The sequence below is a fragment of the Bacillus mesophilus genome (assembly GCF_011008845.1).
GTDB lineage: Bacteria > Bacillota > Bacilli > Bacillales > SA4 > Bacillus_BS > Bacillus_BS mesophilus.
Genome location: NZ_JAAIWM010000002.1, coordinates 509,578 through 533,678, shown reverse-complemented (window position 1 = coordinate 533,678; position 24,101 = coordinate 509,578). Strand labels below are relative to the sequence as shown.

25 protein-coding genes are annotated in these 24,101 nt (G+C 36.1%); 16 read left to right on the top strand and 9 right to left on the bottom strand.

Annotated elements, in window-relative coordinates:
• Positions 1-488 precede the first annotated feature (488 nt).
• Positions 489-821 carry a hypothetical protein gene (locus tag G4D63_RS08185; RefSeq protein WP_163179143.1) on the bottom strand — a complete coding sequence of 111 codons (333 nt, stop codon included), beginning with the start codon at positions 819-821 and terminating at the stop codon, positions 489-491.
• A 164-nt stretch (positions 822-985) separates the two neighbouring features.
• Between G4D63_RS08185 and G4D63_RS08180 the strand changes: the two genes are divergently transcribed.
• The 4 genes from G4D63_RS08180 (at position 986) to G4D63_RS08165 (ending at position 7,692) form a co-directional block, all read left to right on the top strand.
• On the top strand, positions 986-1,774 hold the full coding sequence (locus G4D63_RS08180; RefSeq protein ID WP_163179142.1) for a phosphatidylserine decarboxylase: 789 nt from the start codon (positions 986-988) through the stop codon (positions 1,772-1,774).
• Between the two features lie 301 nt (positions 1,775-2,075).
• Entirely contained in the window at positions 2,076-3,767 is a 1,692-nt protein-coding gene (locus G4D63_RS08175) for a pullulanase X25 domain-containing protein (RefSeq protein WP_163179141.1), read from the top strand.
• A 135-nt stretch (positions 3,768-3,902) separates the two neighbouring features.
• On the top strand, positions 3,903-6,410 hold the full coding sequence (locus G4D63_RS08170) for an alpha-amylase family glycosyl hydrolase (protein WP_163179140.1): 2,508 nt from the start codon (positions 3,903-3,905) through the stop codon (positions 6,408-6,410).
• Positions 6,411-6,660: 250 nt separating this feature from the next.
• On the top strand, positions 6,661-7,692 hold the full coding sequence (locus G4D63_RS08165; RefSeq protein ID WP_163179480.1) for a LacI family DNA-binding transcriptional regulator: 1,032 nt from the start codon (positions 6,661-6,663) through the stop codon (positions 7,690-7,692).
• A gap of 84 nt (positions 7,693-7,776) precedes the next feature.
• Here G4D63_RS08165 and mnhG read toward each other — a convergent pair whose 3' ends face one another.
• The 6 genes from mnhG to G4D63_RS08135 are packed head-to-tail and all read right to left on the bottom strand — an operon-like array spanning position 7,777 to position 13,085.
• Positions 7,777-8,148 carry a monovalent cation/H(+) antiporter subunit G gene (gene mnhG / locus G4D63_RS08160; protein WP_163179139.1) on the bottom strand — a complete coding sequence of 124 codons (372 nt, stop codon included), beginning with the start codon at positions 8,146-8,148 and terminating at the stop codon, positions 7,777-7,779.
• Complete coding sequence (locus G4D63_RS08155) at positions 8,129-8,437, bottom strand: Na(+)/H(+) antiporter subunit F1 (protein WP_163179138.1); 309 nt, start codon at positions 8,435-8,437, stop codon at positions 8,129-8,131. The genes mnhG and G4D63_RS08155 overlap by 20 nt, the downstream gene beginning before the upstream one ends.
• Positions 8,437-8,913: a Na+/H+ antiporter subunit E gene (locus tag G4D63_RS08150; protein ID WP_163179137.1), complete on the bottom strand. Its 477-nt coding sequence runs from the start codon at positions 8,911-8,913 to the stop codon at positions 8,437-8,439. The genes G4D63_RS08155 and G4D63_RS08150 overlap by 1 nt, the downstream gene beginning before the upstream one ends.
• 7 nt (positions 8,914-8,920) lie before the next feature.
• A complete protein-coding gene (locus tag G4D63_RS08145) occupies positions 8,921-10,414 on the bottom strand; it encodes a Na+/H+ antiporter subunit D (RefSeq protein ID WP_163179136.1) in 1,494 nt (497 codons plus the stop codon).
• Complete coding sequence (locus G4D63_RS08140; protein ID WP_163179135.1) at positions 10,407-10,745, bottom strand: Na(+)/H(+) antiporter subunit C; 339 nt, start codon at positions 10,743-10,745, stop codon at positions 10,407-10,409. Before G4D63_RS08140 ends, G4D63_RS08145 begins: the two co-directional genes overlap by 8 nt.
• Positions 10,746-13,085, bottom strand: coding sequence for a Na+/H+ antiporter subunit A (locus tag G4D63_RS08135; protein WP_163179134.1), 2,340 nt, complete (start codon positions 13,083-13,085; stop codon positions 10,746-10,748). It abuts the gene before it with no gap.
• Positions 13,086-13,281: 196 nt separating this feature from the next.
• Here G4D63_RS08135 and G4D63_RS08130 point away from each other — a divergent pair, with 196 nt between their 5' ends.
• A complete protein-coding gene (locus G4D63_RS08130) occupies positions 13,282-13,740 on the top strand; it encodes a hypothetical protein (protein ID WP_163179133.1) in 459 nt (152 codons plus the stop codon).
• Between the two features lie 136 nt (positions 13,741-13,876).
• Here the strand turns inward: G4D63_RS08130 and G4D63_RS08125 are convergent, their stop codons facing one another.
• Positions 13,877-14,017: a sporulation histidine kinase inhibitor Sda gene (locus G4D63_RS08125; protein ID WP_163179132.1), complete on the bottom strand. Its 141-nt coding sequence runs from the start codon at positions 14,015-14,017 to the stop codon at positions 13,877-13,879.
• A gap of 410 nt (positions 14,018-14,427) precedes the next feature.
• Between G4D63_RS08125 and G4D63_RS08120 the strand changes: the two genes are divergently transcribed.
• The 8 genes from G4D63_RS08120 (at position 14,428) to G4D63_RS08085 (ending at position 19,502) form a co-directional block, all read left to right on the top strand.
• The gene (locus G4D63_RS08120) at positions 14,428-14,943 is read left to right on the top strand and encodes a YqeG family HAD IIIA-type phosphatase (protein WP_163179131.1); all 516 of its coding nucleotides are present in this window, start codon (positions 14,428-14,430) and stop codon (positions 14,941-14,943) included.
• Between the two features lie 4 nt (positions 14,944-14,947).
• Positions 14,948-16,051: a ribosome biogenesis GTPase YqeH gene (gene yqeH, locus G4D63_RS08115; RefSeq protein ID WP_163179130.1), complete on the top strand. Its 1,104-nt coding sequence runs from the start codon at positions 14,948-14,950 to the stop codon at positions 16,049-16,051.
• Positions 16,052-16,063: 12 nt separating this feature from the next.
• Positions 16,064-16,909 (top strand): shikimate dehydrogenase, encoded by an 846-nt coding sequence (gene aroE, locus G4D63_RS08110; protein ID WP_163179129.1) that lies wholly within the window; start codon positions 16,064-16,066, stop codon positions 16,907-16,909.
• The gene (yhbY, locus tag G4D63_RS08105; protein WP_163179128.1) at positions 16,903-17,196 is read left to right on the top strand and encodes a ribosome assembly RNA-binding protein YhbY; all 294 of its coding nucleotides are present in this window, start codon (positions 16,903-16,905) and stop codon (positions 17,194-17,196) included. The genes aroE and yhbY overlap by 7 nt, the downstream gene beginning before the upstream one ends.
• Before the next feature lie 71 nt (positions 17,197-17,267).
• The gene (locus G4D63_RS08100; protein WP_163179127.1) at positions 17,268-17,834 is read left to right on the top strand and encodes a nicotinate-nucleotide adenylyltransferase; all 567 of its coding nucleotides are present in this window, start codon (positions 17,268-17,270) and stop codon (positions 17,832-17,834) included.
• Entirely contained in the window at positions 17,827-18,405 is a 579-nt protein-coding gene (yqeK, locus tag G4D63_RS08095; protein WP_163179126.1) for a bis(5'-nucleosyl)-tetraphosphatase (symmetrical) YqeK, read from the top strand. The genes G4D63_RS08100 and yqeK overlap by 8 nt, the downstream gene beginning before the upstream one ends.
• Positions 18,406-18,762, top strand: coding sequence for a ribosome silencing factor (gene rsfS / locus G4D63_RS08090; protein WP_163179125.1), 357 nt, complete (start codon positions 18,406-18,408; stop codon positions 18,760-18,762). It abuts the gene before it with no gap.
• Entirely contained in the window at positions 18,759-19,502 is a 744-nt protein-coding gene (locus tag G4D63_RS08085; RefSeq protein WP_163179124.1) for a class I SAM-dependent DNA methyltransferase, read from the top strand. Before rsfS ends, G4D63_RS08085 begins: the two co-directional genes overlap by 4 nt.
• A 61-nt stretch (positions 19,503-19,563) precedes the next feature.
• Here G4D63_RS08085 and comER read toward each other — a convergent pair whose 3' ends face one another.
• Entirely contained in the window at positions 19,564-20,400 is an 837-nt protein-coding gene (gene comER, locus G4D63_RS08080; protein ID WP_163179123.1) for a late competence protein ComER, read from the bottom strand.
• A gap of 107 nt (positions 20,401-20,507) precedes the next feature.
• Here comER and G4D63_RS08075 point away from each other — a divergent pair, with 107 nt between their 5' ends.
• From G4D63_RS08075 to G4D63_RS08065, 3 genes are all read left to right on the top strand, one after another.
• Positions 20,508-21,140: a helix-hairpin-helix domain-containing protein gene (locus G4D63_RS08075; protein WP_163179122.1), complete on the top strand. Its 633-nt coding sequence runs from the start codon at positions 20,508-20,510 to the stop codon at positions 21,138-21,140.
• Positions 21,141-21,201: 61 nt separating this feature from the next.
• Positions 21,202-21,771, top strand: a complete 570-nt coding sequence (locus G4D63_RS08070; RefSeq protein WP_163179121.1) for a ComE operon protein 2 — start codon at positions 21,202-21,204, stop codon at positions 21,769-21,771.
• Between the two features lie 7 nt (positions 21,772-21,778).
• Positions 21,779-24,082, top strand: coding sequence for a DNA internalization-related competence protein ComEC/Rec2 (locus G4D63_RS08065; protein ID WP_163179120.1), 2,304 nt, complete (start codon positions 21,779-21,781; stop codon positions 24,080-24,082).
• The last annotated feature ends 19 nt before the right edge of the window (positions 24,083-24,101 follow it).

Below are 24,101 nucleotides of genomic sequence, written 5' to 3'. Positions count from 1 at the left end.
CCCTTTACTAAAACCTGCCACGTCCTGTGGCAAACGTAGAGATCGGCACATCCTGTGCAAGCGCGGGACATAGAGGAAAGGTCGAGACCCCACAGGCGAAGCTTGTCTAGTTGCAGTGCCCAGCCCCTCGAGGTCAAATAACCCTTCTAGAATAAAAGGGAAAACCACCTTTTTTTCTAGAAGGAACATTTGCTTGTCGGGGCTAATCGGGGCACTTTCTCTTTTCTAGTAAGGAGGCTCGACTTCCTCCCCGCGGAAAGCAAGTGTTTGGAGTGCAATGAAACGAACAAATTAAAAAACATCAAAGTATGAAAAACAGCTTATTAAAAAGAGACCGATTTGGTCTCTTTTTAGGCTTTTAGGAAAGTATAAAAAATTTTAATACTAATAAGAGGGTTTGGATAACTAACTGTTTCTCTTCTGTTACATCGCATAAGAAAAACTAAGCAATCACCTTCGTCCAAGGACTTGGCGCTAGTCAAGTTTTTCTAATAATTTATCGTTTTAATTTCCTCACGTAGACTAACCTTTTCGATTTTATCTACAAACATTTGAAATACTTTTCTCTGTTCCTCTAAATCTTTTATTTCTTCTTTTAATTGGGTATATCTCTCTTCAAAGGGTTTATGATAGCTTTGCTTAATCACTTTAGTAATTTCTTCGTTAGAGGTAGATTGAATCACTTGATTAGTGATTCCATATTTAAAAGAATAAATATGTAACTCACGCTTCACCTTTTCGTACTCCTCATTCACCTCATTTAAGTACTGAACGATTTCTTCTTTCCATTCCTCAAGTGACTGTTTTAAATAACTCTCCATATCAATCTCCTTATGTGTAAATGAATGAAACTCTCACCTCTACATAATTCTATGAAAACTACTCATTTTTGAGGGTATTAGAAACCTTTTAAATGGTATTTGTTATTTTAAACCTTACATTGTATCATCTAAGTAGTAGTAAATTTAGTTCAGGAGGCATTAGCTTGATTAAACTTTTTTATCGTTCTCTTATTGAATTAACAAACAGGCCGTTTCTATCAAAATGGTTAGAAAGATTAACAAGATCTAAATATAGCAAAGTATTGATTCCATCGTTTACAAGGGTCTATAAATTGAACATAGAAGAAATGGAAAAACCAATTTCTGAATATCATACACTTCACGATCTTTTTACACGAAAATTAAAATCAACTGTGCGAACAGTTGACACTAATCCATATTCAATCATCTCTCCAGTGGACGGAGTATTGGCAGAACAAGGTGAAATAACGATAGATCAAACTTTTGTGGTAAAAGGAAAAGACTACTCTATTGTGGAGATGCTTGGTGAAAAGGAAGTAGCCACTAAATATGTAGAAGGTAAGTTTGTGATTATATATTTAAGTCCAAGCCATTATCATCGAATTCATACTCCTATCTCTGGTAAAATCCTCTCTTCCTGGTCACTAGGAACCTCCTCCTATCCAGTAAATCAGTGGGGAATTCTGTATGGAAAAAGTCCATTTTCCAAAAACTTTCGTGTGATTACAGAGATTCAAGGTGATCATACTCATATGGCGTTAGTAAAGGTAGGCGCAATGTTTGTAAACGGTATTGATCTAACACATCAAGGCGAGCATATCGAAAAAGGTGAAGAAATTGCGTATTTCTCTTTTGGATCTACGGTAGTATTATTGTTTGAAAAAAATACGTTTACCTTATCAGAAGAAATAAAAGTAGGACAAGAAGTGAAAGTTGGACAACCAATAGGGAAAATAACTGAAGACAATTAAACCAGACCCATTCAGTGGTCTGGTTTTTTAACTTATGACAAAAAAATAACTGTTAAGAAAATGGGTTGGATTACTAATTATCTCTTTCTTTTACATCGTGTAAGAAAATTATCTACTCACTATTATCTAAGGATTTGGCGCTTTATCTTTACTAATAGCTAATTAGTCCTAATAAAACATTTCCAAAAAGTAGCAAAAGACCTATTTTTTTAATATACAGAAAGTTAGATAATAGAAGTTGAGTAAGCGTTTTCATTTATGCAAACGTTTGCGTTAATTTAACTGTATAGGAGGAGAAACAATGAGAGGTAAATCTAGAAAGATTGTTAGTTTAATAGTTCTTATCTTTCTTTTTGTGCAAACGTTTGCGGGAATTTCTTTTGTAAACCCTAAGTCTGCACTCGCTGAAGACCGAATTGTTACATTAGTAGGTACCCTACAAGATGAATTAGGTGATTCAAAAGAGTGGAATCCTGCTGATTTAGCAACACAGATGACATTACAGGATAACGGAAAATACATATTAACAGGAACTTTGCCTGCTGGCAGCTATGAATACAAAATAGCCATTAACCAATCATGGGACGAAAACTATGGTGTAGATGGAGAGCCTGGTGGAAGCAATTATCAATTAACACTAGAGAATGAGCAAGAAGTAACCTTCATCTATGATGATACTACACATAGAGTAATAATCCAGCTTCCAGACGGCCAGAAACCTAGAATTGTAGGAGACATTCAACCTGCAATTAATGCCGGTGCAGTATGGGCCCCATCAGAATCCACAGCTATTCTTCAAGATCCTGATTTCGATAATGTATTCACATATGAAGCTAACGTTCCTAGGGGGAGGTATGAGTTTAAGATTGTACTGGGCACAGACTGGACTCATTCCTATCCAGAAAAGAACGTGGTATTGAATGTATTAAAGGACTCAACCATCACTTTTTACTATAATCACGAAACAAAAGCTGTTTATACTAATTATGATCCGGGCCTTCCCGATGGAAATGTCCAAGGAGGCGAACTATATCATAACACTTGGGATTCAGCCTACCGCTTCCCGTTTGGTGCTGTAAAGGCAGGAGACGATGTAAAGCTACGTCTTCAATCCAAAAAAGGCGACTTATCAAGTGCTCGAGTTCTACTAAAGAATTATAATACCGGAAATACGGTTACGATTAATATGGAAAGTGCAGGTTGGCTCGAACTAAATGGTAAGGAAGTAGAATTCTGGGAAGCGAGTTTCACACCAAAAGATAAAGGTGTTTACGGTTATAAATTTATTGCCCGTGATGGGGCAGGACAAATGGAGTATGGTGAAGACGTTCGTGAAGGAAGCAGTGGGGCTGCATCCGATCAGAACGCATCTTTATTTCAATTGACTGTATATGACCCAGCTTATAAAACTCCGGATTGGATGAAGGAAGCTGTCGTGTATCAAATATTCCCAGACCGTTTCTTCAATGGAAATAAAAGCAATGACAAGGCAAAAGCAAACGCTAGAGGAGAAGAACCTATTGAATTTCAGGAGTGGGGAGCAATACCTGACAACCCTCGTGAAGTAGGAACTGAGGGGTATACAGGGGACGGAATTTGGGCTAATGATTTTTATGGTGGTGATCTTACTGGAATTCATAAAAAGCTAGATTATATCCAATCGCTTGGTGTAAACACTCTTTACTTAAACCCAATAGCAGAAGCAGCTTCCAATCATAAATATGATGCAGCAGATTTTAAAGCAGTTGACCCGATGTTCGGAAGCCATAAAGAGTTTAAAGCATTCACAAAAGAGCTAAAGAAACGAAAAATGCATTTAATATTAGATGGTGTATTTAACCATGTTGGCGATGATTCTATCTATTTTGATCGTTATGGAAAGTACGATACGGTAGGCGCATATGAGTATTGGTCAGCTGTGTATGACCTTGTAAATGCCGGTACGAATGAAGAAACTGCGAAGAAACAGGTAGAAGAAAAGTTTATTAAGTAAGGACAGACTTTTAGCTCTTACGGTTTTCATAACTGGTTTAATATTGAAAATGAAAAAGTAGAGGGTGTATATAAATATCAAGCTTGGTGGGGCTATGACTCTCTGCCAGAGATCAAATCGATACCAGGCAATAAAGTGGATTATCTATCAGAATTAAATAATGAATCCTTTGCAAATTATATAATGTATGAAGAGGATTCTGTTGCAAAATCTTGGCTAGACCGCGGTGCATCTGGCTGGAGGTTAGATGTAGCAAATGAGGTGGATCCAGAATTTTGGCTTGAATTCCGTAAAGAATTGAAGACTGGTAAAAAGAATGATCCGTTAATACTAGGTGAGATTTGGGATGATGCATCTGAATACTTCCTTGGTGATTTATATGATTCTGTTATGAATTACCGATTCCGTGGGGCGATGATCGATTACTTAAAGAATGGAAATGCTGAAGGAGCGGAGGATCAACTCAATGCTATTTATGAGGATTATCCTAAAGAAGCCTTCTATGCATTGATGAATTTAATGGGATCACATGATACATCTAGAGCTTCATTTATGTTAGGAAATGGAACAGATTCTTTTGAACGCTCTGAGTATGATAATAACTATAATCATGAACTCGGAATTCAACGCTTAAAGCTTGCTGCAATCCTTCAGATGGGGTATGCCGGAGCACCAACCATTTATTATGGTGATGAAGCGGGAATGACAGGTTCCAAAGACCCTGATGGACGTCGCACATACCCATGGGGCCAAGAAGATAAAAATCTAATCAATCATTATAAGAAAATAGGAAACATACGTGAAAACTATCAAAAGCTATTTAGTTATGGAGATTTGAATCATATATACGCAAATGGAGATGTGCTAGCATTTTCGCGTACTGATAAAAAGAATACTGGTATTGTTATTACCAATAGAGGTAACGAAGAAAAAACGATTGAATTAGACGTGAAAGAACTTTTAATAAACGGCGTGCAACTAACTGACCAGCTAAATAAAAAATATAAAGTGAAGTCAAAAGATGGAACACTAACTATAACCGTACCAGCTATGAGTGGACGTATGCTTGTTTCGGATAAAGGTCAAAAACTTAAACGCCCATCAGCTGTTACAAATATAAGTGCAGAGGAAGGAAGCCGCACGGCAACCCTATCGTGGGAAGGCGATGCTAAAAAGTATGCAATCTACCAATCAACTATAAAAGGTGCTTTCTATCAAAAGGTAGCAGAAACAACCGAAACGCATATGACAATTGAAGGTCTTGAAAATGGACGTAAATATTACTTTGCCATTGTTGCTCTTGATCAACATCAAAATGAATCTACAAAAGTTGAAACAAATGAAGCTGTTATCCCTCATGTAAAGTTGACACTGGATACTTATCAGATAGATCAATTGACAGCTTTAGATTCAGGGGAGATTAATCTTTCAAGTCCTCAAACCATTTCAGCCAATATTTTTGTTAAAGGAGAAACCGAAAATGGTGAGATGGAAGGCTTAATGGCAAAGCTAGAGGTGAGAGCTCCAGGTACAGACACATGGACTTCATACAAAGCAATTTATAGTAGTCAACAAGATGAATTTAATGTCTATCAAGCAAATTTCCTTCCTCTTATAGAAGGAAGCTATGAATATCGTTTTGCTTTCTCCACTGATCTTGGCCGTAATTGGGTTACTAGTCAAGCACTCAATGTTAGCTATGTAAAAGGTGATGATATAATTCAGCCTGTTGAAAAAATATCGTTGAACCAACCGGTACAGGAATCAGGTCAAGTAAATCTATCATGGCAGATAGACGGGGCAAATGATCCTTATATGTATGCTATTGTCCGAGATGGTGAAATTATTGACATGTTGTTTGATCCATTAAGGGCATCTTATCAGGATATCAATGTAACAAATGGAAAAACGTATTCGTATGAAGTCCATGTCTATGACCAGGCAGGAAATCAAGTGAAATCAAATCAAGTCTCAGTGACACCTGAACTTGTGACAGTGAAGGTCACGTTTAAAGTAAATGCTCCAGTTTACACACCTCAGGGTATATATATAACTATTCCTGGTAGTAAGAACGGCTGGAATACAGGTGCATGGCAGATGACTCGTGCAGGTGCTGTAACAAATGATTATGAATATACAGTTGAGGCAGAAGAAGGTGAAGTGCTGACCTATAAATACGTGAAAAACGGTACATGGGATCAGGAGGGATTAGCAGATCACACCCCGCTTAATCCTAATGACGATGATATCAGCTATTACGGGTATGGTGCACAAGGTACGGATCTTTCAGTTGTCGTGACAAACGAAGGTGGAAATGAAATGGTAATACAGGATAAAATCCTTCGTTGGATAGATCAGCCAGTCGTAATTACAAGTCATACTGATGGTCAATCTGTGACTTCTGACAGTATTACGATAAAAGGAAATGCAATTAAAGAAGGAGTCCTTACCATAAATGGTCAGGTAGTATCAATAAATGATGATATGAGTTTCTCTCATAGTCTCCAATTAGCACAGGGTGAGAACAAAGTAACAATTCAAATTCAACCATCAGAAGAAAATAAATCTACAGTCTTTAAAAATGATGGTGGTGCAATTACGAAAGCAACAAAGACAATCGAATACACAATTATTAAAAATTAAAGAGAAGGGCCCATTACTAGTATAAGTAGTGGGCTTCTTTTAATCAGTTTTTAGAGTTAATGAAAGTATCTTTAAAAACAATATAACCATACAATATAAACGGGATAAACATTATAATGGATAAGAAGGCTATTAGTACTATACATGTATGGGTACTTATAATTTCGATCTAAATAGTCAATAAAAAGATCCCTATTTAGTTTCTATGCTTATATATCTATATTCAACAAGAGAGGAAGTGACGGTGCTGTTGTCGATTACAATTAAAGATGTTGCAAAGCTTGCAAACGTAGCACCTTCCACTGTTTCAAGAGTTATTGCTGATCATCCTAATATTAGTGGTGAAACCAAAGAGCGAGTAAGAGAAGCCATGAAAGAATTGGGTTATCATCCTAACTTTATCGCTAGAAGCTTAGCGAGTAACTCAACACAATCGATTGGACTAGTTATGCCTAGTTCCGCTGATAAGGCTTTACAGAATCCCTTTTTTCCTGAAGTAATTCGTGGTATCAGCAAGGGTGCACATGAGAAAAAGTATTCTTTACACATATCAACAGGAGAATCATTGGAAGAAATTTTTGATGGTGTCGTCCAGATGGTGCAAGGCCGTAGGGTCGATGGGATCATCCTTCTCTATTCAAGATTTAATGATAAAATAATTGACTATTTATTAGATCAATCTTTTCCATTTGTTGTGATCGGGAAACCTTATAAATATAAAAAGGAAATTACATATGTTGATAATGATAATGTCCAAGCATCAATAGATGTGACAGAGTATCTAATAAAGCTAGGTCATAAAAGAGTGGCGTTTGTTGGAGGAAGTCTTAATCTAGTCGTTACCATTGATCGATTGCAGGGATTTAAACATGCCATTTTAAGTAATAATCTGCCCTACCGGGATGAATATGTAAAGCATGTTGAATTTTTAAAAGAGGGCGGACGTGAAGCAATAACCGAATTGCTATCATTAGAAAAACCACCAACTGCTCTTGTGGTTATGGATGATTTAATGGCACTAGGCGTTTTAAATAAGCTTGATGAGATGGGGAAGGCTGTTCCGGACGATATTTCAGTCGTTGGCTTTAATAATGTTCTTTTGACGGAAATTTCAAGACCCCCTCTTACATCCGTTGATATCAATATTTTCCAGCTTGGTTATCAGGCGGCGAAAAGCTTAATTGATCAAACTGAAAATCAAAATCAACCGGTTAAACGAATTATGATCCCTCATAACCTCGTTATCCGAGAATCTTGTTATGAAAATAAACAGAACTTATAGTTTGAGTACAGGAAGTATTTATAACACGTATTACAAACAATGCTCAGTGTACAATTACACTGAGCATTTTCACTATCTATATGGTTATACTTTTTCACGTCTTTTTTGCTTTTGATCAAGTTCATTTTGTACACTCTTATCCCATAAAGGTACTCCGCTATTATAAGCCGCTCTTGCGATCATATGTCCGCTCACAGGCAATGTGAGTAAAACAAAGATGATCCCTAATAATAATGAGGTACTGAGCTCTCCATGAGCAAATAAGAAGTAGAGAAAAGCCCCTAATAAGATACTGGCTATTCCAAGTGTTGCTCCTTTGGAAGCAGCATGAGAACGAGTATAAACATCAGGTAATCGGATTAAGCCGATTGATGTTGAAAGGATAAAGAAAGTTCCAAATAATAGTAAAAGGCTAATCAAAATAGCTATAAAAGGGTTAAGACTTATCTCGGTCATGATCAATAATCACACCCTTTTCAATAAATTTAGCAATGGCAACTGTTCCAATGAAAGCAAGAATTCCTATAAGGAGTATAACTTCATTAAAGAACGTCGTATTCAGCTGAATGGCAACTAAGGCAGCAAGTGCAATTAAGGTAATCCCCATGGCATCTAGTCCAATCGCTCGATCAGGATTGGTAGGCCCCTTTATTGTCCGATAAAGTAATAAAAGGATTGATATGGAGACGGTAACTAATGATACAAGAACTGACCAATGAAGAAACATAAGTGCAATCTCATTCATTATCTAGTCACCTCCATAATTGCATTCTCAAATGTGTCTTTAATGGACTTAATCGTTTCATCTCGATCTCGAATATCCATCGCATGAATATAAATCGTTTGATTGTCATCAGAAACAGTCATTGATAAGGTCCCTGGAGTTAAGGTGATTAAATTTGCCAATAATGTAATCTCCCAATTTGATCGTAAATCAGTTGGTAATGCAATAATCCCAGGTCTAATATCAAGTTTTGGTCGATAAACGACTTTGACTATTTCTATATTTGATAAAATTAATTCTTTAATAAATAGAAGAATGAGCATAATGATCGCTCTAACTTTCTTTAAATAAAAGGTGCCAGGGATGAACCTACGGAAAATAGATAATAAGATTGCTCCCGTAATGAATCCTAAAAAGAAGTAACCGAATGTAAATGTTTCTAAGAGAATCATCCAAATGAATGCAATGAGTATGTTCAATATTAGTTGAAAAGCCATAAGCCACCTACTCCTTCAAAACATTCTCAATATAATAGGAAGGATCAGCAAGTGTGTCCCCGATATATTGGATGTAAGGATATATAAATTCTGCACCTACCCCAAGAACAATGGAGAAAGCTAATAAAAACATAATCGGTGCAAGATAACCGGTTGTGGAGATGGTTGGTTTTTCTTTTTGTTCTTCTGTTTCTTCTCCCCAGAACACCGCAATGAATATTCTAATTACTGAAAGTAAAATCAGTAGACTTAGGAGTAACGCTACAATCAACGCAAAATAATTCCCTGTTTCAAATCCACCACGGACAAGAAGATACTTACCAATGAACCCACTAAATGGAGGTATTCCTGCTAGAACAAGAGTTGACACAAAAAATGTCCAGCCTAACACAGGATAACGATTAATGAGCCCTCCCATCTTACGCAAATCGCTAGTACCGGTAATTGTTATAATTACCCCTACTAATAAAAAGAGTGCAGCTTTTATAATCATATCATGTACTAAGTAATAAACAGCTCCTGCTAACGCAGTGACATGGAATACGCCAATACCGATTAAGATAAAGCCAACTGCAGGAATGATGTTATAAGCAATGATTAATTTAATATCGTGAGTTGATAATGCACCGGCAACCCCGAATATAATGGTCAGAACACCTAAAATAATAAACAGCTGATGTGTAAAATCTGCTTGGTGTCCAAAGATCAACGTAAATGTTCGTAAGATAGAATAAATCCCAACCTTTGTTAATAGAGCACCAAAAAGCATAGAAACTACTGGATGTGGAACGGCATAAGACTTTGGTAACCAAAAATAAAGTGGAAAGATCGCTCCTTTTGTTGCAAAGACAACAAAGAGCATAATAGCAATAACCATTAATATACCAGATTGTCCTACTTCACCAACCCTTACAGCAAGTTGGGCCATATTTACTGTACCAGTAACAGAGTATAAAAAGGCGATTGTTGTAACGAACAGGACTGAAGAAAAAACATTGATTAGTACATATTTGACCGATTCTCTGAACTGTTCTTTTCCGCCTCCTAAGACAATTAAGGCATACGATGCCATTAATAGTACCTCAAAAAATACGAAAAGGTTAAATAAGTCCCCTGTTAAAAATGCTCCTGAGACACCAGCAATCAGGAAGTGGAAAAACATATAATAATAAAACCTTTGTTCATCTACACTTATGGTTTTAAACCCATAGAATGCTGCAGCTACGGCAATGAGACTAGTTGTTGAGACTAGTAGCATGGCAAGTTCGTCAGCTACAATGACAATTCCATAAGGCGCAGTCCAATCACCAGCTTCTAAAATAATGGGACCGTTTAGTAAAACGTAAATCAATAAGCTGAACGATAGGACCATTTGTCCAATCACTACAATCCCTGTCATCCATTTTGTAATGGTAGTCTGCTTATTTAGAAATACTGATAAAATTGCTGCAATAGTCGGTAAAAGAATAGGTAAGATCGCTAAGTTTGTAAAATTACTCATGCTCTGTACCTCTTAGATCTTCTAAATTATCTGTTTTGTTAGCTCTATATGTCTTATATGCTAAAACTAGTAAAAAGGAAGTAACCCCAAAACTTATCACGATAGAAGTTAAGATGAGTGCTTGTGGAAGCGGGTCTCTATAAACTTCCACACCATATTTTAGAATAGGAGGCGCTCCAGGAGGAAAGCCGCCCATTGTTAAAATAAATAGATGAGCACCGTGTGAGAGTAAACCAGTTCCTATAATAATTTGTAAAAGCCTTTTTTGCAAAATTAAATATATACCACATGTAAATAGTACACCAGAGAGAATCGACATAATGATTTCCATTTACTCTAAATCTCCCTTCCTGTTGTATTTAATCATAGCTAGAATGCCGAGAGCTGCAATTCCAAGTACACAAATCTCAAGCATCGTATCGAGTCCTCTCATATCAACTAGGATTACGTTAACGACGTTGTTACCGCCACCGAGTTCATATGAGTTTTCAAGAAAGTAGTCAGATATAGGTTTAAACCATTTCGAGCTATGTGAGGAAATTCCGATTAAGGTGATAAGAACCCCAAATCCTACGGATACAACTAAATTAAATAATTTGTTTCCGGAGGTTTCCTTATCACGTTTTAGCTCTGGTAGGTGATAAAAGCATAATAGAAATAAGCCGACTGTTACGGTTTCTACAATTAGTTGTGTTAGGGCTAAGTCTGGTGCCGAATAGAAAACAAATAGTAGGGATAAGCCATACCCGACCACACCCAAAATGAGAATAGCAGCAATTCGATTATGAACAAAGATAATTGAAATAGCTGCAACCGCCATAGTAAGAGCAACTAAAAATTCAGGTAATGAAAATGGTGTGCTATTAATATTTAAGGCAAATCCATTTGAACTATACATTGTATACAATCCAATAATTGCGATAAAGCCTACGATGATTCTAAAGTAGCTTCGTAAGGATCCTGTCATATAAGAGTTAGTTAACACAGTCGATCCTTTGAAGATACCATTGACCACATAATCATACGTCTTATTCATACTCCATCTTCCTGGAAGGCGATTATAAACATGTAGCCATTTGTCTCTTGTTAGGTACAATAGTGTCCCCGTAAACAATACAATTAGGGACATAAATAATGGAGCATTGTAGAAGCCATGCCAGAAATAAATCTTGGTATGTGGAACCTCTCCCATGACTGCTGTCACAGCGGGAGTTAGAAGGTACTTGTTAAATGGTCCTGGAAATAATGCAATAACTACGATTAATACAACTAAAACTGCTGGTGAAATTAACATCCCAATAGGAGGGTCATGTGGTTTTCGTTCCAGTTTAGATAGCTGTAACTTACCAGTAAACGTCTTAAAGAAGAGAATCATCGAATAGACAAATGTAAAAATACTACCAATGACAGCAATAATAGGGAAAAACGGTGCCACCATTTGATAAATAGAACCACTTTCTAGTCTTAAATCGACGGCAGCATCAAAGAACATTTCCTTACTTAAAAATCCATTCATGATCGGTAACGGAATTCCAGCCATTGAAAAGACTCCAAAAATAGCTAGTGTGGCTGTAATCGGCATTAATGTATACAATCCACCAAGTCTTCTGATATCTCTAGTCCCGGTCTCATGATCGACGATTCCAGCTACCATGAATAGACTCCCTTTAAAGGTTGCGTGATTCAAAATGTGAAAAATTGCAGCAAACACAGCAATTCCAGTTCCGAAGCCAAGCATAGCCATAATCATACCAAGCTGACTAATAGTAGAGTATGCAAGAATCCCTTTTAAGTCTGTCTGTTTAACTGCCATATAGGATCCCCAACATAGCGTTAAAAGTCCAAAACCTGAAACGATGAGGAAAAACTCATCAGTTCCAGCAAATAATAATGAAAGTCGTGCTACTAAATATATACCTGCTTTAACCATCGTGGCTGAGTGCAAGTATGCACTTACTGGTGTAGGTGCTTCCATTGCATCTGGTAGCCATGTATGGAACGGGAACTGAGCTGACTTAGTAAATGCCCCTAATAAAACAAGAAGTAGCATTGGCATGAAATAAGGGCTATTTGTAATGATTTCTGAATTCTGAATTAACACTCTAATACTACTAGACCCAACCTCAAGTGACATCCAGATTAATCCAGCTAACATACTTAATCCACCAAATACAGTAATTAACATTGATTTTTGAGCACCATATCGTGATTTGTGGCGGTGATTCCAAAAACCAATCAATAAAAATGATGATAAGCTGGTAAACTCCCAAAACATATAAAAAACAAATATGTTATCAGAGAACACTACACCTAACATGGCGGACATAAACATTAACAAATAAACGTAAAAATGACCTAGTTTTTCAGTCTTATGTAAATAATAAATTGAATAAAAAACAACTAAAGTACCAATACCGGAAATAAGTAATCCAAACAAAATACTTAAACCATCTACATAAAGGTCATAATTAATCCCAAGTGACGGCATCCAATTTAGTTGTAATAGTAAAGGCTTATGTATAACTGTACGAATTAAGGATAGTAAATAAATAAAGATAAATAGCGGTACAACTAGGACAAACCAGCCAGTATGGACACTCTTTAATTTTTTGTAGAGGAATGGAGCAAGTATAGCTATCAACAGAGGGGCGATAATAAGAAAGTGAAGCATATTTCTGAGATCCTCCTTTTTCTATAGGGTGTAAGAGTATCAGTAACTCTTCGGTTGGGGTTTAGTATGCTTACGAAATCAGTTCTCTATTAATTGTACCCACATTTCTTATATAACTTCAACTAATATCTATTCAATAAAAACTGTATGAAAACTGCTTTCTATTCACATATTAAATAAGAAAGGATGTGTTATTTTGAAACAAATAATACTATATATTTTTGGTTTATGTTTAGTCGGGTGTAGTAATGTGAATGAGACAGAAGTTTCTCTTTTGCCAAGAGAATACTACCGACCTTTACTAACTGAAAAAGATATAGGTGTTGCATTTTCTAAAAATCAAGAATCATTAGACGATCTTATTCCAAAGATCATACAGCATGAAAAAGTAAGTGAAGCGATTTATCTTACTCACGAGGGTGAAACAATTATTGGGTTAAGACTAATGCCATATCATCGTAAGGCTGGAAATGAAATAATTGAAGAGGTCGCAGCGCTGTCTGCTTTAGAAGCCACTAGCATCATCCATGATCCAAGGCGATATAGAGTAATGGAAAGACTCTCTAGAGAAAAGAAAATGGGTGGAATTAGTAACAATTGGGTAAATGAGTGGATGACACTAAGGGAGCGAACAAGTTCAGTAGATGCACCTTAAAATCAGACAGGCTCGGTGCATCCTTGCAGTTAGAGGCCTGTTTGATTATATATAAATAATAAAAAGTTTACATATAAATAACCACATACTTAACTTATAAAAAAAGAGCCTTTAAAAGGCTCCTAATTGACTGTGATTATGATGAAATTTTAATTTTATGTGTTAGCGATCTTCTTTTAATTTCACTCTCAATAAGATTAATAAATTCTGGGCTTAAGCTTAATTCTCTAGCTTTATAGTAAGATTCAATTAGAAGTTCATCAGATAATTTTTTCATAATATCTTGCCTGCTGGCAAGCCCACCTCCTAATTCTTTTTAAAATTTCAGTTCTATTTTTAAAATTTATAACATATCATAGTTAGTTGAGATTTAATGTAAGTTAACTTTAACATGATTCAAAATGGAGAACAACCGTTCTATCTATCCACAGGTTATGGTGGATAAGTTGTGGATGGCTTGTTTATAAGTAAGAAATTTACAGATATTTCAATGTGTAAAATGTGAATAAAGTTATCCACATGTGTTGAAAAACTGGAAAATTTGTCGAAAATTATTTTTTTATTAGCCATTTTTTAGTCAAATTACCAACAATTTATAAATTGTTTTTGAAAGTTTGACTAAAATTCGATATGATGAATCTCTATAAGAAGAAATTAATTTAAGCTGGATTAATTGAGGTGTTTTCATTGTTAGGGAAGTTTTTACCGAATGAACATGTAAAAAGCATATTTGATATTAAAGCTGAAGCTTTAAAGGAAAGAGGAATCAAAGGGATTATTACAGATTTAGACAACACACTTGTCGAATGGGATCGCCCAACTGCTACCCCGGAACTTAAAGAATGGTTTAAGTCTCTATTAGACTCTGATATAACGGTGACAATTGTATCTAATAATAATAAGGAAAGAGTTGAAGCTTTTTCAGCTCCTATTGATGTTCCATTTATATTTAATGCTAGAAAGCCTATGACAATTGCTTTTAAGAAAGCACTAAGAAGCATGAACTTAAAAGCAGAAGAAGTCGTAGTAGTTGGTGATCAGCTACTTACTGATATTCTAGGTGGAAATAGGATCGGACTACATACAATTTTAGTTGTGCCTGTCGCTCAAACAGATGGATTTGTGACTAGATTTAATAGAAAAATTGAGCGCTCAATTCTTAAGAAACTAAAGAAAAAAGGCATGATTCATTGGGAGGACTAATTTCGTGACTGAACAATATAAATGTATAGGCTGTGGTGTTGCCATTCAGACTGAGGAGCAGGGAAAGCTAGGTTATGCTCCACCATCTGCCATTAAAAAGGATGCAGTCGTATGTCAGAGGTGCTTTCGTTTAAAGCATTATAATGAAGTGCAAGATGTCTCATTAACAGATGATGATTTTATTAAAATCCTAAATGGTCTAGGTAAAAAGAATGCGTTAATCGTAAAGGTAGTTGATATCTTTGACTTTAATGGAAGCTGGTTACCTGGATTACACCGATTTGTTGGTCAAAATGAAATCATCTTGGTTGGTAATAAGGTAGACTTACTTCCTAAATCAATCAAAACTCAAAAGTTGATTAACTGGATGAAGCAAGAAGCAAAGGAACTGGGGTTAAAACCCCGTGATGTATTTTTAATAAGTGCAGCCAAAGGACAAGGTATTCAAGAGTTGGTGGCTGCAATAGAAGAATATCGAAATGGCAAGGATGTATATGTAGTAGGTAGTACCAATGTTGGTAAATCTACATTTATTAACACTATTTTAAAACAATATGGTGGAGAAGAAGAACTGATTACCACTTCACATTTCCCTGGTACAACACTTGATGTGATTGATATACCAATAGATGAGGAATCTTCATTAATAGATACACCAGGAATTATTAATCACCATCAGATGGCTCATTTTGTTCATAAGGAAGATCTAAAAATCATAACACCTAAAAAGGAAATTAAACCTAAGGTGTTTCAGTTAAATGAAGAGCAAACATTGTTCTTTGGTGGTCTCGCTCGATTAGATTTTGTTAGTGGTAATAGGCAACCATTCGTCTGTTATGTTTCCAACGACTTGATGATTCATCGTACAAAGCTAGAGAAAGCCGATGAATTGTATGAGAATCATGTAGGAGAACTTTTACAGCCACCTAGGAAAGACGAACTAGACCAATTTCCTAAATTACAGGCTCATTCATTTACAATTAAAGATGAAAAAGTCGACATCGTGTTTTCAGGACTTGGATGGGTAACTTTACAGGAGCCGGGTACGAAGATTGTAGCTCATGCTCCAAAGGGTGTTGGAATCTCTGTTCGACGCTCGCTAATATAGGAGGGCTACTTTATGGAGAAATTATATGGAGTAATTGGTGACCCAATTGCCCAGTCCATGTCACCAGATATGCATAATTCAAGCTTTAAGGCTCTAGGTCTTGAGGCAACCTATAAAGCTTTCCATGTAACTCCAGAAAGGCTTGAGTCGGCACTAGAGGGAGTTCGTGGTCTCGGAATGGGCGGATTAAATGTTACGATCCCTCATAAAGTGTCAGTCATGAAATTCTTAGATGAGATTGACCCACTAGCCTCTAAGATTGGGGCAGTCAATACAGTTGTAAATGAAAATGGTAAATTAATCGGATATAATACGGATGGTATGGGCTATGTCACAAGCTTGAAGGAAATTCTACAGGAGAAGAGTTTAGAGAATAGTTCGATCTTATTAATTGGCGCTGGTGGTGCTGCTAGAGCTATTTACTTTTCTCTATTAGAAGAGGGGGTAAAGCAGCTTGATATAGCTAATCGGACAGTTGAAAATGCAAGGACAATTATCAACGGTCAACCTTCATCCCTCTCTAAGGCAATGGGGTTACTAGAGGCTGAAAATGACCTTCATGCATATGATGTTATTATAAACACGACATCAATCGGAATGTATCCTAATAAAGATGATATCCCGCTTTCCTTACACAATATAAAAAGTTCTACTATTGTGAGTGATATCATTTACAATCCACTCGAAACAAGGTGGCTACAAGAAGCAAGAGCGAAAGGTGCTATTACACAAAATGGTGTAGGCATGTTTGTCTTTCAAGGTGCTTTAGCGTTTGAAAAATGGACGGGCATTTATCCAGATATCGACATCATGAGAAATGCAATTTTGACAAAATTAGGAGGAACTCATAAATGCTAACAGGAAAACAAAAGAGATTTTTACGTTCAAAGGCTCATCACCTAGATCCAATCTTTCAGGTTGGAAAAGGCGGAGTAAACGAAAATATGATCAGTCAAATTAATGATGTATTAGAGAAGAGAGAGTTAATTAAAGTAAGTGTTTTACAGAATTGTGACGACAACTGTGACGAGGTTGCAGAACAATTAAGTAATGGTGCACACGCAGAAGTTGTTCAATTAATTGGGCATACCATCGTATTGTATAAAGAATCGAAGGAACATAAACAGCTAGTTCTTCCTTCTTAATGGTTCGTAACAAGCAAACAAGGGTAAGAGTCAATTTATGCTGATCGGAATGATAGGAAGGAATTTTTATAATGAAGAAAATTGGGATTTTAGGAGGAACGTTTGATCCACCACATAACGGTCATCTTCTTATAGCCTATGAAGTCCTTCATGCGCTTTCACTTGATGAAATATGGTTTATGCCAGCTCATGTCCCTCCACACAAACAAGGAGAACATATCTCAAGTTCGAAGCATCGATTACATATGTTAGAGCTTGCTTTGGTTAATCATGATCGATTTAAAGTACAGCCAATCGAGCTTGAAAGGGAAGGTCGCTCTTATAGCTATGATACAATACGACTTCTAAAGCAACAGTATAGTGGTGACGAGTTATATTTTATTATTGGTGGGGATATGATTGAATATCTTCCTAAATGGTATAAGATTGATGAATTGATTAAGATGATCACCTTTGTTGGAGTAGGTAGAACAGGATTCTCCACTTCATCAAAATTCCCAATTATTCATGTAGAGACACCTCTCTTTGAAGTTTCCTCTTCATTTATACGGGACCGAATAAAGATAGGCGGTAATACGGAACTCCTTTTGCCTTCTTCTGTAAAAAAATATATAGAGGAGAACCATATATATGAATAGAGAGAATGCATTATCTATTGTAAGGGAGCAGCTTACTGATCATCGTTATTTACATACAATTGGAGTAATGGAAACAGCTATTGAGCTAGCACAGCTATATCAGGGAGATGTCCAAAAGAGTGAGCTCGCTGCTATTTTTCATGATTACGCTAAATTTCGGCCAAAAGAGGAAATGAAGCAAATTATCGTGGAACAAGGTTTAGCTAGTGATCTTCTACAATTTGATAAGGAGTTGTGGCATGCTCCTGTTGGTGCCTATTTGGTTAAAAACGAAGTAGGAATTAAGGACTTGGATATACTAAATGCTATAAAATATCATACGTCAGGTCGCATCAATATGACGTTATTAGAGAAAATTATTTATTTAGCAGATTATATTGAGCCAGGAAGAAGATTTCCAGGGGTTGAGGAAGTCAGAGAAATCGCCTCAACAGATCTTGATTTGGCCGTTATCTATGCATTAAGAAATACCATTCAATTCTTACTCAAAAAACAGCAAGCGATTTATCCCGATACGTTTCATACTTATAACACAATGGTACAGCAATATAAACAAGGAGGAATGAAGTGAATGAGTGAAAGAGAAACTTTACTATTAGCAGCAAAAGCAGCGGATGATAAAAAAGCAGAGAATATTGTGGCATTAAATATGAAGGGTATTTCCCTAGTTGCCGATTATTTTTTAATTTGCCACGGTAATTCTGATAAACAGGTACAAGCAATTGCTAAAGAAATGAAGGATCAAGCTGAAGAAGGTCAGGTAACGGTAAGAAGAATGGAAGGCTTTGATGAAGCTAGGTGGATTTTAGTGGACCTTGGCGATGTAATTGCACATGTATTTCATAAAGATGAGCGTGCTTACTATAATCTTGAGCGTCTTTGGGGAGATGCGCCAACTGAAGACTTACAAAGTGAACTTATGCAATGACCTACCAGCATTTCGCTAATTTCTACGATCAACTGATGAATGATGTTCCTTATCATCTCTGGCTGGAATATCTAGCTGAGCGAGTAAATCCTGAAAATCAAACCATTTTAGATATTGGTTGTGGAACAGGGTCACTTTCCATTCCTTTAGCTAAACAAGGTTTTCAGGTAACAGGGTTAGACTTATCAGCTGAAATGTTAGCCATTGCAGATGAAAAAGCTAGAAATGAAAAGGTAAATGTTCAATTCATACAGCAGGATATGACTGATTTATCCAACTTTGAACCTGACATCTTTGATGTGATTATTTGCTTTTGTGATTCTCTAAATTATGTACTAGATGAGCAGGATGTTTTGAGAACATTTAAAGGTGTTAGACATGTATTGAAGCCTAACGGTTTGTTTATGTTTGATGTTCACTCTGTAGAAAAAGTGGACAACATCTTTAAAAACCAAACCTTCGTTAGTACAGAAAATGATGTATCATTTATTTGGAATTGTTTTGAAGGAGAATATCCTCATAGTGTTGATCACGAACTGACCTTTTTTATTCAACAACCAGAACAAGGATTGTATCAGCGGTTTGATGAAATTCATTCCCAAAGAACTTTTTCTATTGAAGAGTATACACAATTGGTCACCGAAGCTGGATTCACTAAGGTTGAGATTACCTCAGATTTCAATCAAGATTTAGAATCTGGTGAAAGGGAAAGAATTTTCTTTTCTTGTTACAAAAAATAAACCATCCTTCGGATGGTTTATTTTTTTACTATTAAAAGGAGTTTTACCAAATGTGTAGAATTTATTTATGATCCTTAGAATATTCAAATTGCTCATTAACTTCCCGAATATCCTCGTAGTATTTCTCGTGTGTTGCTTGAAAGAGATGGTTGAACATTTGACCGATTTCAGCCTCTAACACTTTTATTCCTTCACCAGTAACTCCACCTTTTACACAAACCTTATCCTGCAGAGTTGGTAATGTAAATACCCCTTTTTCAAGAAGCTTTCCCATTCCAATAATCATACCGCTGGCTAATTCTGTCGCTTGCTCTGGTGAGATTTCTGTCTCTTGAACAGCACTATCAATAAAACGTTGAAGAAGAAAACTAAAAAATGCAGGTCCACAGCTTACAATATCAGAAGCAACTCTTGTCACCTTATCCTCGATTAGAACTGGTAATGATATTTTCTGAAATAACTCAGATAAGTATGTTTGATAGTCATTAGAGCAGTTTTCTCCAAATGTTAAAAGAGATACACCTGATAAAGCTCGATTTGTAATGCTCGGAATAGCCCTAGCTACATTACAATTGACCATTTGCTCTAGCTGGTTCACACTCAGTGGACTTGTAATTGAAACGATACATTGTTCAGGCTTTAATAAAGGTGAAAGCTTAGATAATAATGGGTGTATATCTAATGGTTTGATACAAATAAAGATTAAGTCGGTTTTTGCTACAACATCTTCAGCACACTTCTCAATTGAAACATCTGGATAGATATCTTTAAGCTCCTCAGCTTTTGATCGTGTTCGATTGGTTAAATATAGATTAGAAGGTGGAACGGCTGTAGATTCTATGAAGGATTCAGTTATGATTGTCCCCATGTTTCCTGTTCCGATAATCCCTACATTCATTACAATCCCTCCTCTACTCTCAGTCTCTCATAAACTTATATGAGATTAAAACCAAATTTATGTGTATTGCTGTCATTCTTCATTATGATATTTAAGAAGCCAGGGAGGTGTTCCTTCTGTACTTTAACAGAAGAAAGTGGATACTTATATGTATTCCAACTATTATCATTATGATCTTGATCATTTTTTTTATCGTTAAAAGTGTACCAAGCGAAGAAGAATATGAGACATGGGAGCAGACAGTAGCCTCAGCGGCAGCGGTGGAGGAGCCTATTGTTGAACAAGAACAAAAAGAAGTTGTGCAAGAAGTTACTACTATTTTTGTGGATGTGAAAGGAGAGGTTCTGTCTCCTGGGGTTTATGAGGTTAATGGAGAAAGTAGAGTACAGGACCTAATTAAGCTGGCAGGGGGATTTACGAGTCTTGCAGATCGAAATGGAGTAAATCTTGCTCAAAGAGTTCAGGATGAAATGGTTATATATGTCCCTGCATTAGGTGAGAGTCAAAGTGTTTGGACCGATAAAGGTAATCAGTCCAATTCGTCAGCATTAATTAATATTAATGTTGCAGAACAGGCTGAATTAGAAACTTTACCTGGAATAGGTCCATCTAAGGCCGCAGCAATCATTGCCTACCGAGAGGAGAATGGTTCTTTTAAAACGATTGAGGACCTGGGTCTTGTTTCAGGAATTGGAGATAAGTCATTAGAAAAACTAAGAGAGTACATCACTACCCATTAAACCAGATTGACTAAGCTTTCGCTTAACCATTACACTAATCAAAAGGGAGGTACTATATAATATGAATAGAATTTCTTGGGATCAATATTATATGGCTCAAAGTCATTTGTTAGCTTTACGAAGTACTTGTGAAAGATTAGCCGTTGGTGCAACAATTGTAAGAGATAAACGGATCATCGCAGGGGGATATAATGGTGCCATTTCGGGAGGTACACATTGCATAGACGAAGGCTGTTATGTAATTGACAATCACTGTGTTAGAACCATTCATGCGGAAATGAATGCTATTATACAATGTGCAAAGTTCGGTGTGCCAACTGCAGGAGCCGAAATATACGTGACTCATTTTCCTTGCCTTCAATGCTGCAAAGGAATTATTCAAAGTGGTATAAAAGCCGTATACTATGCTGTTGATTACAAAAACCACCCATATGCAATTGAACTTTTTAAACAAGCCGGTGTGTCAGTAGAGCAGGTTGAATTAGAAGAAATGATAATTGATACAAAAAATAAAGAAAAGCTTCAGTTATTAGCTAGCTTAATTAGCAGGCTATCAGAAGCAGGTGTTCAAGAAGAAGAGATTAAAGAGCTATATGAACAAGCAAATCAACTATTTACCTCTTATACGTAGATTGCGTATGAAAAATCGGTGGTTCTATATTGCTGTTTCATGTACGTTAGGAATAACTTTTGTTTCGCAACACTATTCAATCGTACTTTTTTCAATTACCTTAGTAGCATTTACATTAATTATTTTACGAGAAAAACTATTAGGGGTAGGCTGCGTGCTTACCTTTATGATCTCTGGCCTTTTTTATTACATCTATGATACACATAATGTGACGAAGCTAAATCCAGAAACAAATTATTTTATAGGAAAGGCTATTACTGATCCATCTATTAATGGTGACCGTTTCACTGTACACATTAAATTAGCAAATAAAGAAAAGCTTCGTGTCTCTTATAAATTAAAAAATGAAGAAGAGAAAAATATCCTTACTTCCGTAGAAAATAGAAGTACATGTAGATTTTATGCAAAACTGGAAAAGCCAGTTCCGGCACGAAACTTCTACAGCTTTGATTTTAAGCAATACTTATTTCACAGGAAGATCCACTGGATTGCTACACCACCCTCAGCCAACTCCATACAATGTCTTCAGCAAGCCTCAAACATTCAAGATACCTTATTCCGGTTTCGGGAAGATGCACTTAATCAAATAGATGCTTTTTTACCTAGTCCATTAGATGGCTTTGTTCAAGCATTGGTGTTTGGTGGGAGAGCAAATGTTGATAGGGATGTGTTAACAGCCTATCAAGAGTTAGGGCTAATTCATCTCTTAGCAATATCGGGTATGCATATAGGATTAATAAGTGCCTCTGTCTTTTTCTGTCTAGTTAGGTTTGGATTGACAAAAGAAAAGGCGATTTTATTAATTATGGTCCTTTTACCTATATATACAATATTGGCGGGTGCAGCACCATCTGTTGTTAGAGCGGGGATTATGACTTTTTTAGTTCTTCTAAAAGTACGATTCAAATCAATTCCATTTACTTCCCTAGATTTAATTAGCTTGGCCTTTCTTTTTATGGTAATCGTTAACCCTTATTATATGTTTGATGTTGGCTTTCAACTATCATTTTCAGTTAGCTTAGCATTAATTTTATCAAGCCAAACGATCCTCTTGAAAGTGACTAATCCCATCGTACAAATGCTTCTAGTTAGTACAATCGCCCAAATTAGTTCAACCCCTTTAATTCTTTTCCACTTTTATCAATTCTCTCTTATTAGTATTCCATTGAATTTGATTTACGTCCCTGTGATCACATTTATCGTTCTACCTATATGTATTTTTGTATACGTCACGTTAAAATGGGATCTACCACTTCAATCATCATTGATTTCCTTTTCGAATGATTTTTTACTCTATTTGAATAAGTTTGCCATCACAATGACAAACCTTAATCATCATATTCTAGTACTAGGAAAACCAAATTTTTACATGTTAGGGCTTTATATTGCTGCTGTTATTATTACGTTCATTCTCTTAGAAAAGAAAATCAACTGGACATCTTTTATCCCTATAGTCGTTGTTATGTTTTTTCACTTCTTCCTTCCTTACATTCATTATAAGGGAGAGGTGACCATGATTGATGTAGGACAAGGAGATTCAATTTTAATTGAAATTCCTTTTAGAAAAGAGGTTTATTTAATCGATACAGGGGGTACAGTTAGCTATGGTTCAGTAGAGGAGTGGAGGAAAAGAGAGGATCCTTACAGCATAGGGAAAGACACCATTCTTCCTTATCTAAAAGCTAAAGGGATAAGAAAAATTGATAAATTGATCCTTACTCATCCTGATGTTGATCATATGGGAGAGGCTGAATTTTTGGTAAACCATATTAAAATCGATGAAATAGTAATTGGGGCATTTCACACACTTAATGATATGGAAAAAAGGATAATAAGTCTTGCTAAGAAGAAAAAGGTCGTGGTTAAGAGAGTGCAGGCTGGAGATCGATGGGAAGTAATCGGTATACCATTTCAAATACTGTCTCCGTTTCGATCTTATTTAAGTGAAAATAATTCATCCATTGTGATTACAACCTATTTAGGAGGAAAGTCATGGCTTTTCACAGGTGACATTGAAGAAGAGACTGAAAAAGACTTTGTGAAAAAATATCCAAATCTAAAGGTAGATATTCTTAAAATTCCACATCATGGAAGCAAAACTTCTTCTACTAGCCCGTTTCTTTCGGTTGTTCAACCTAAAATTGCCCTTATTTCTGCGGGGAATCGTAACAGATTTAATCATCCACATCCAGAAGTTTTGGAAAGACTACAGCAACAAGAAACAGTTGTTTACCGTACAGATGAACAAGGAGCGATTCAGTATAAATTTTCTATATTTAATACTGGAACCTTTAGAGCGAAACTGCCATAAGATAAGGCTAGATACCATA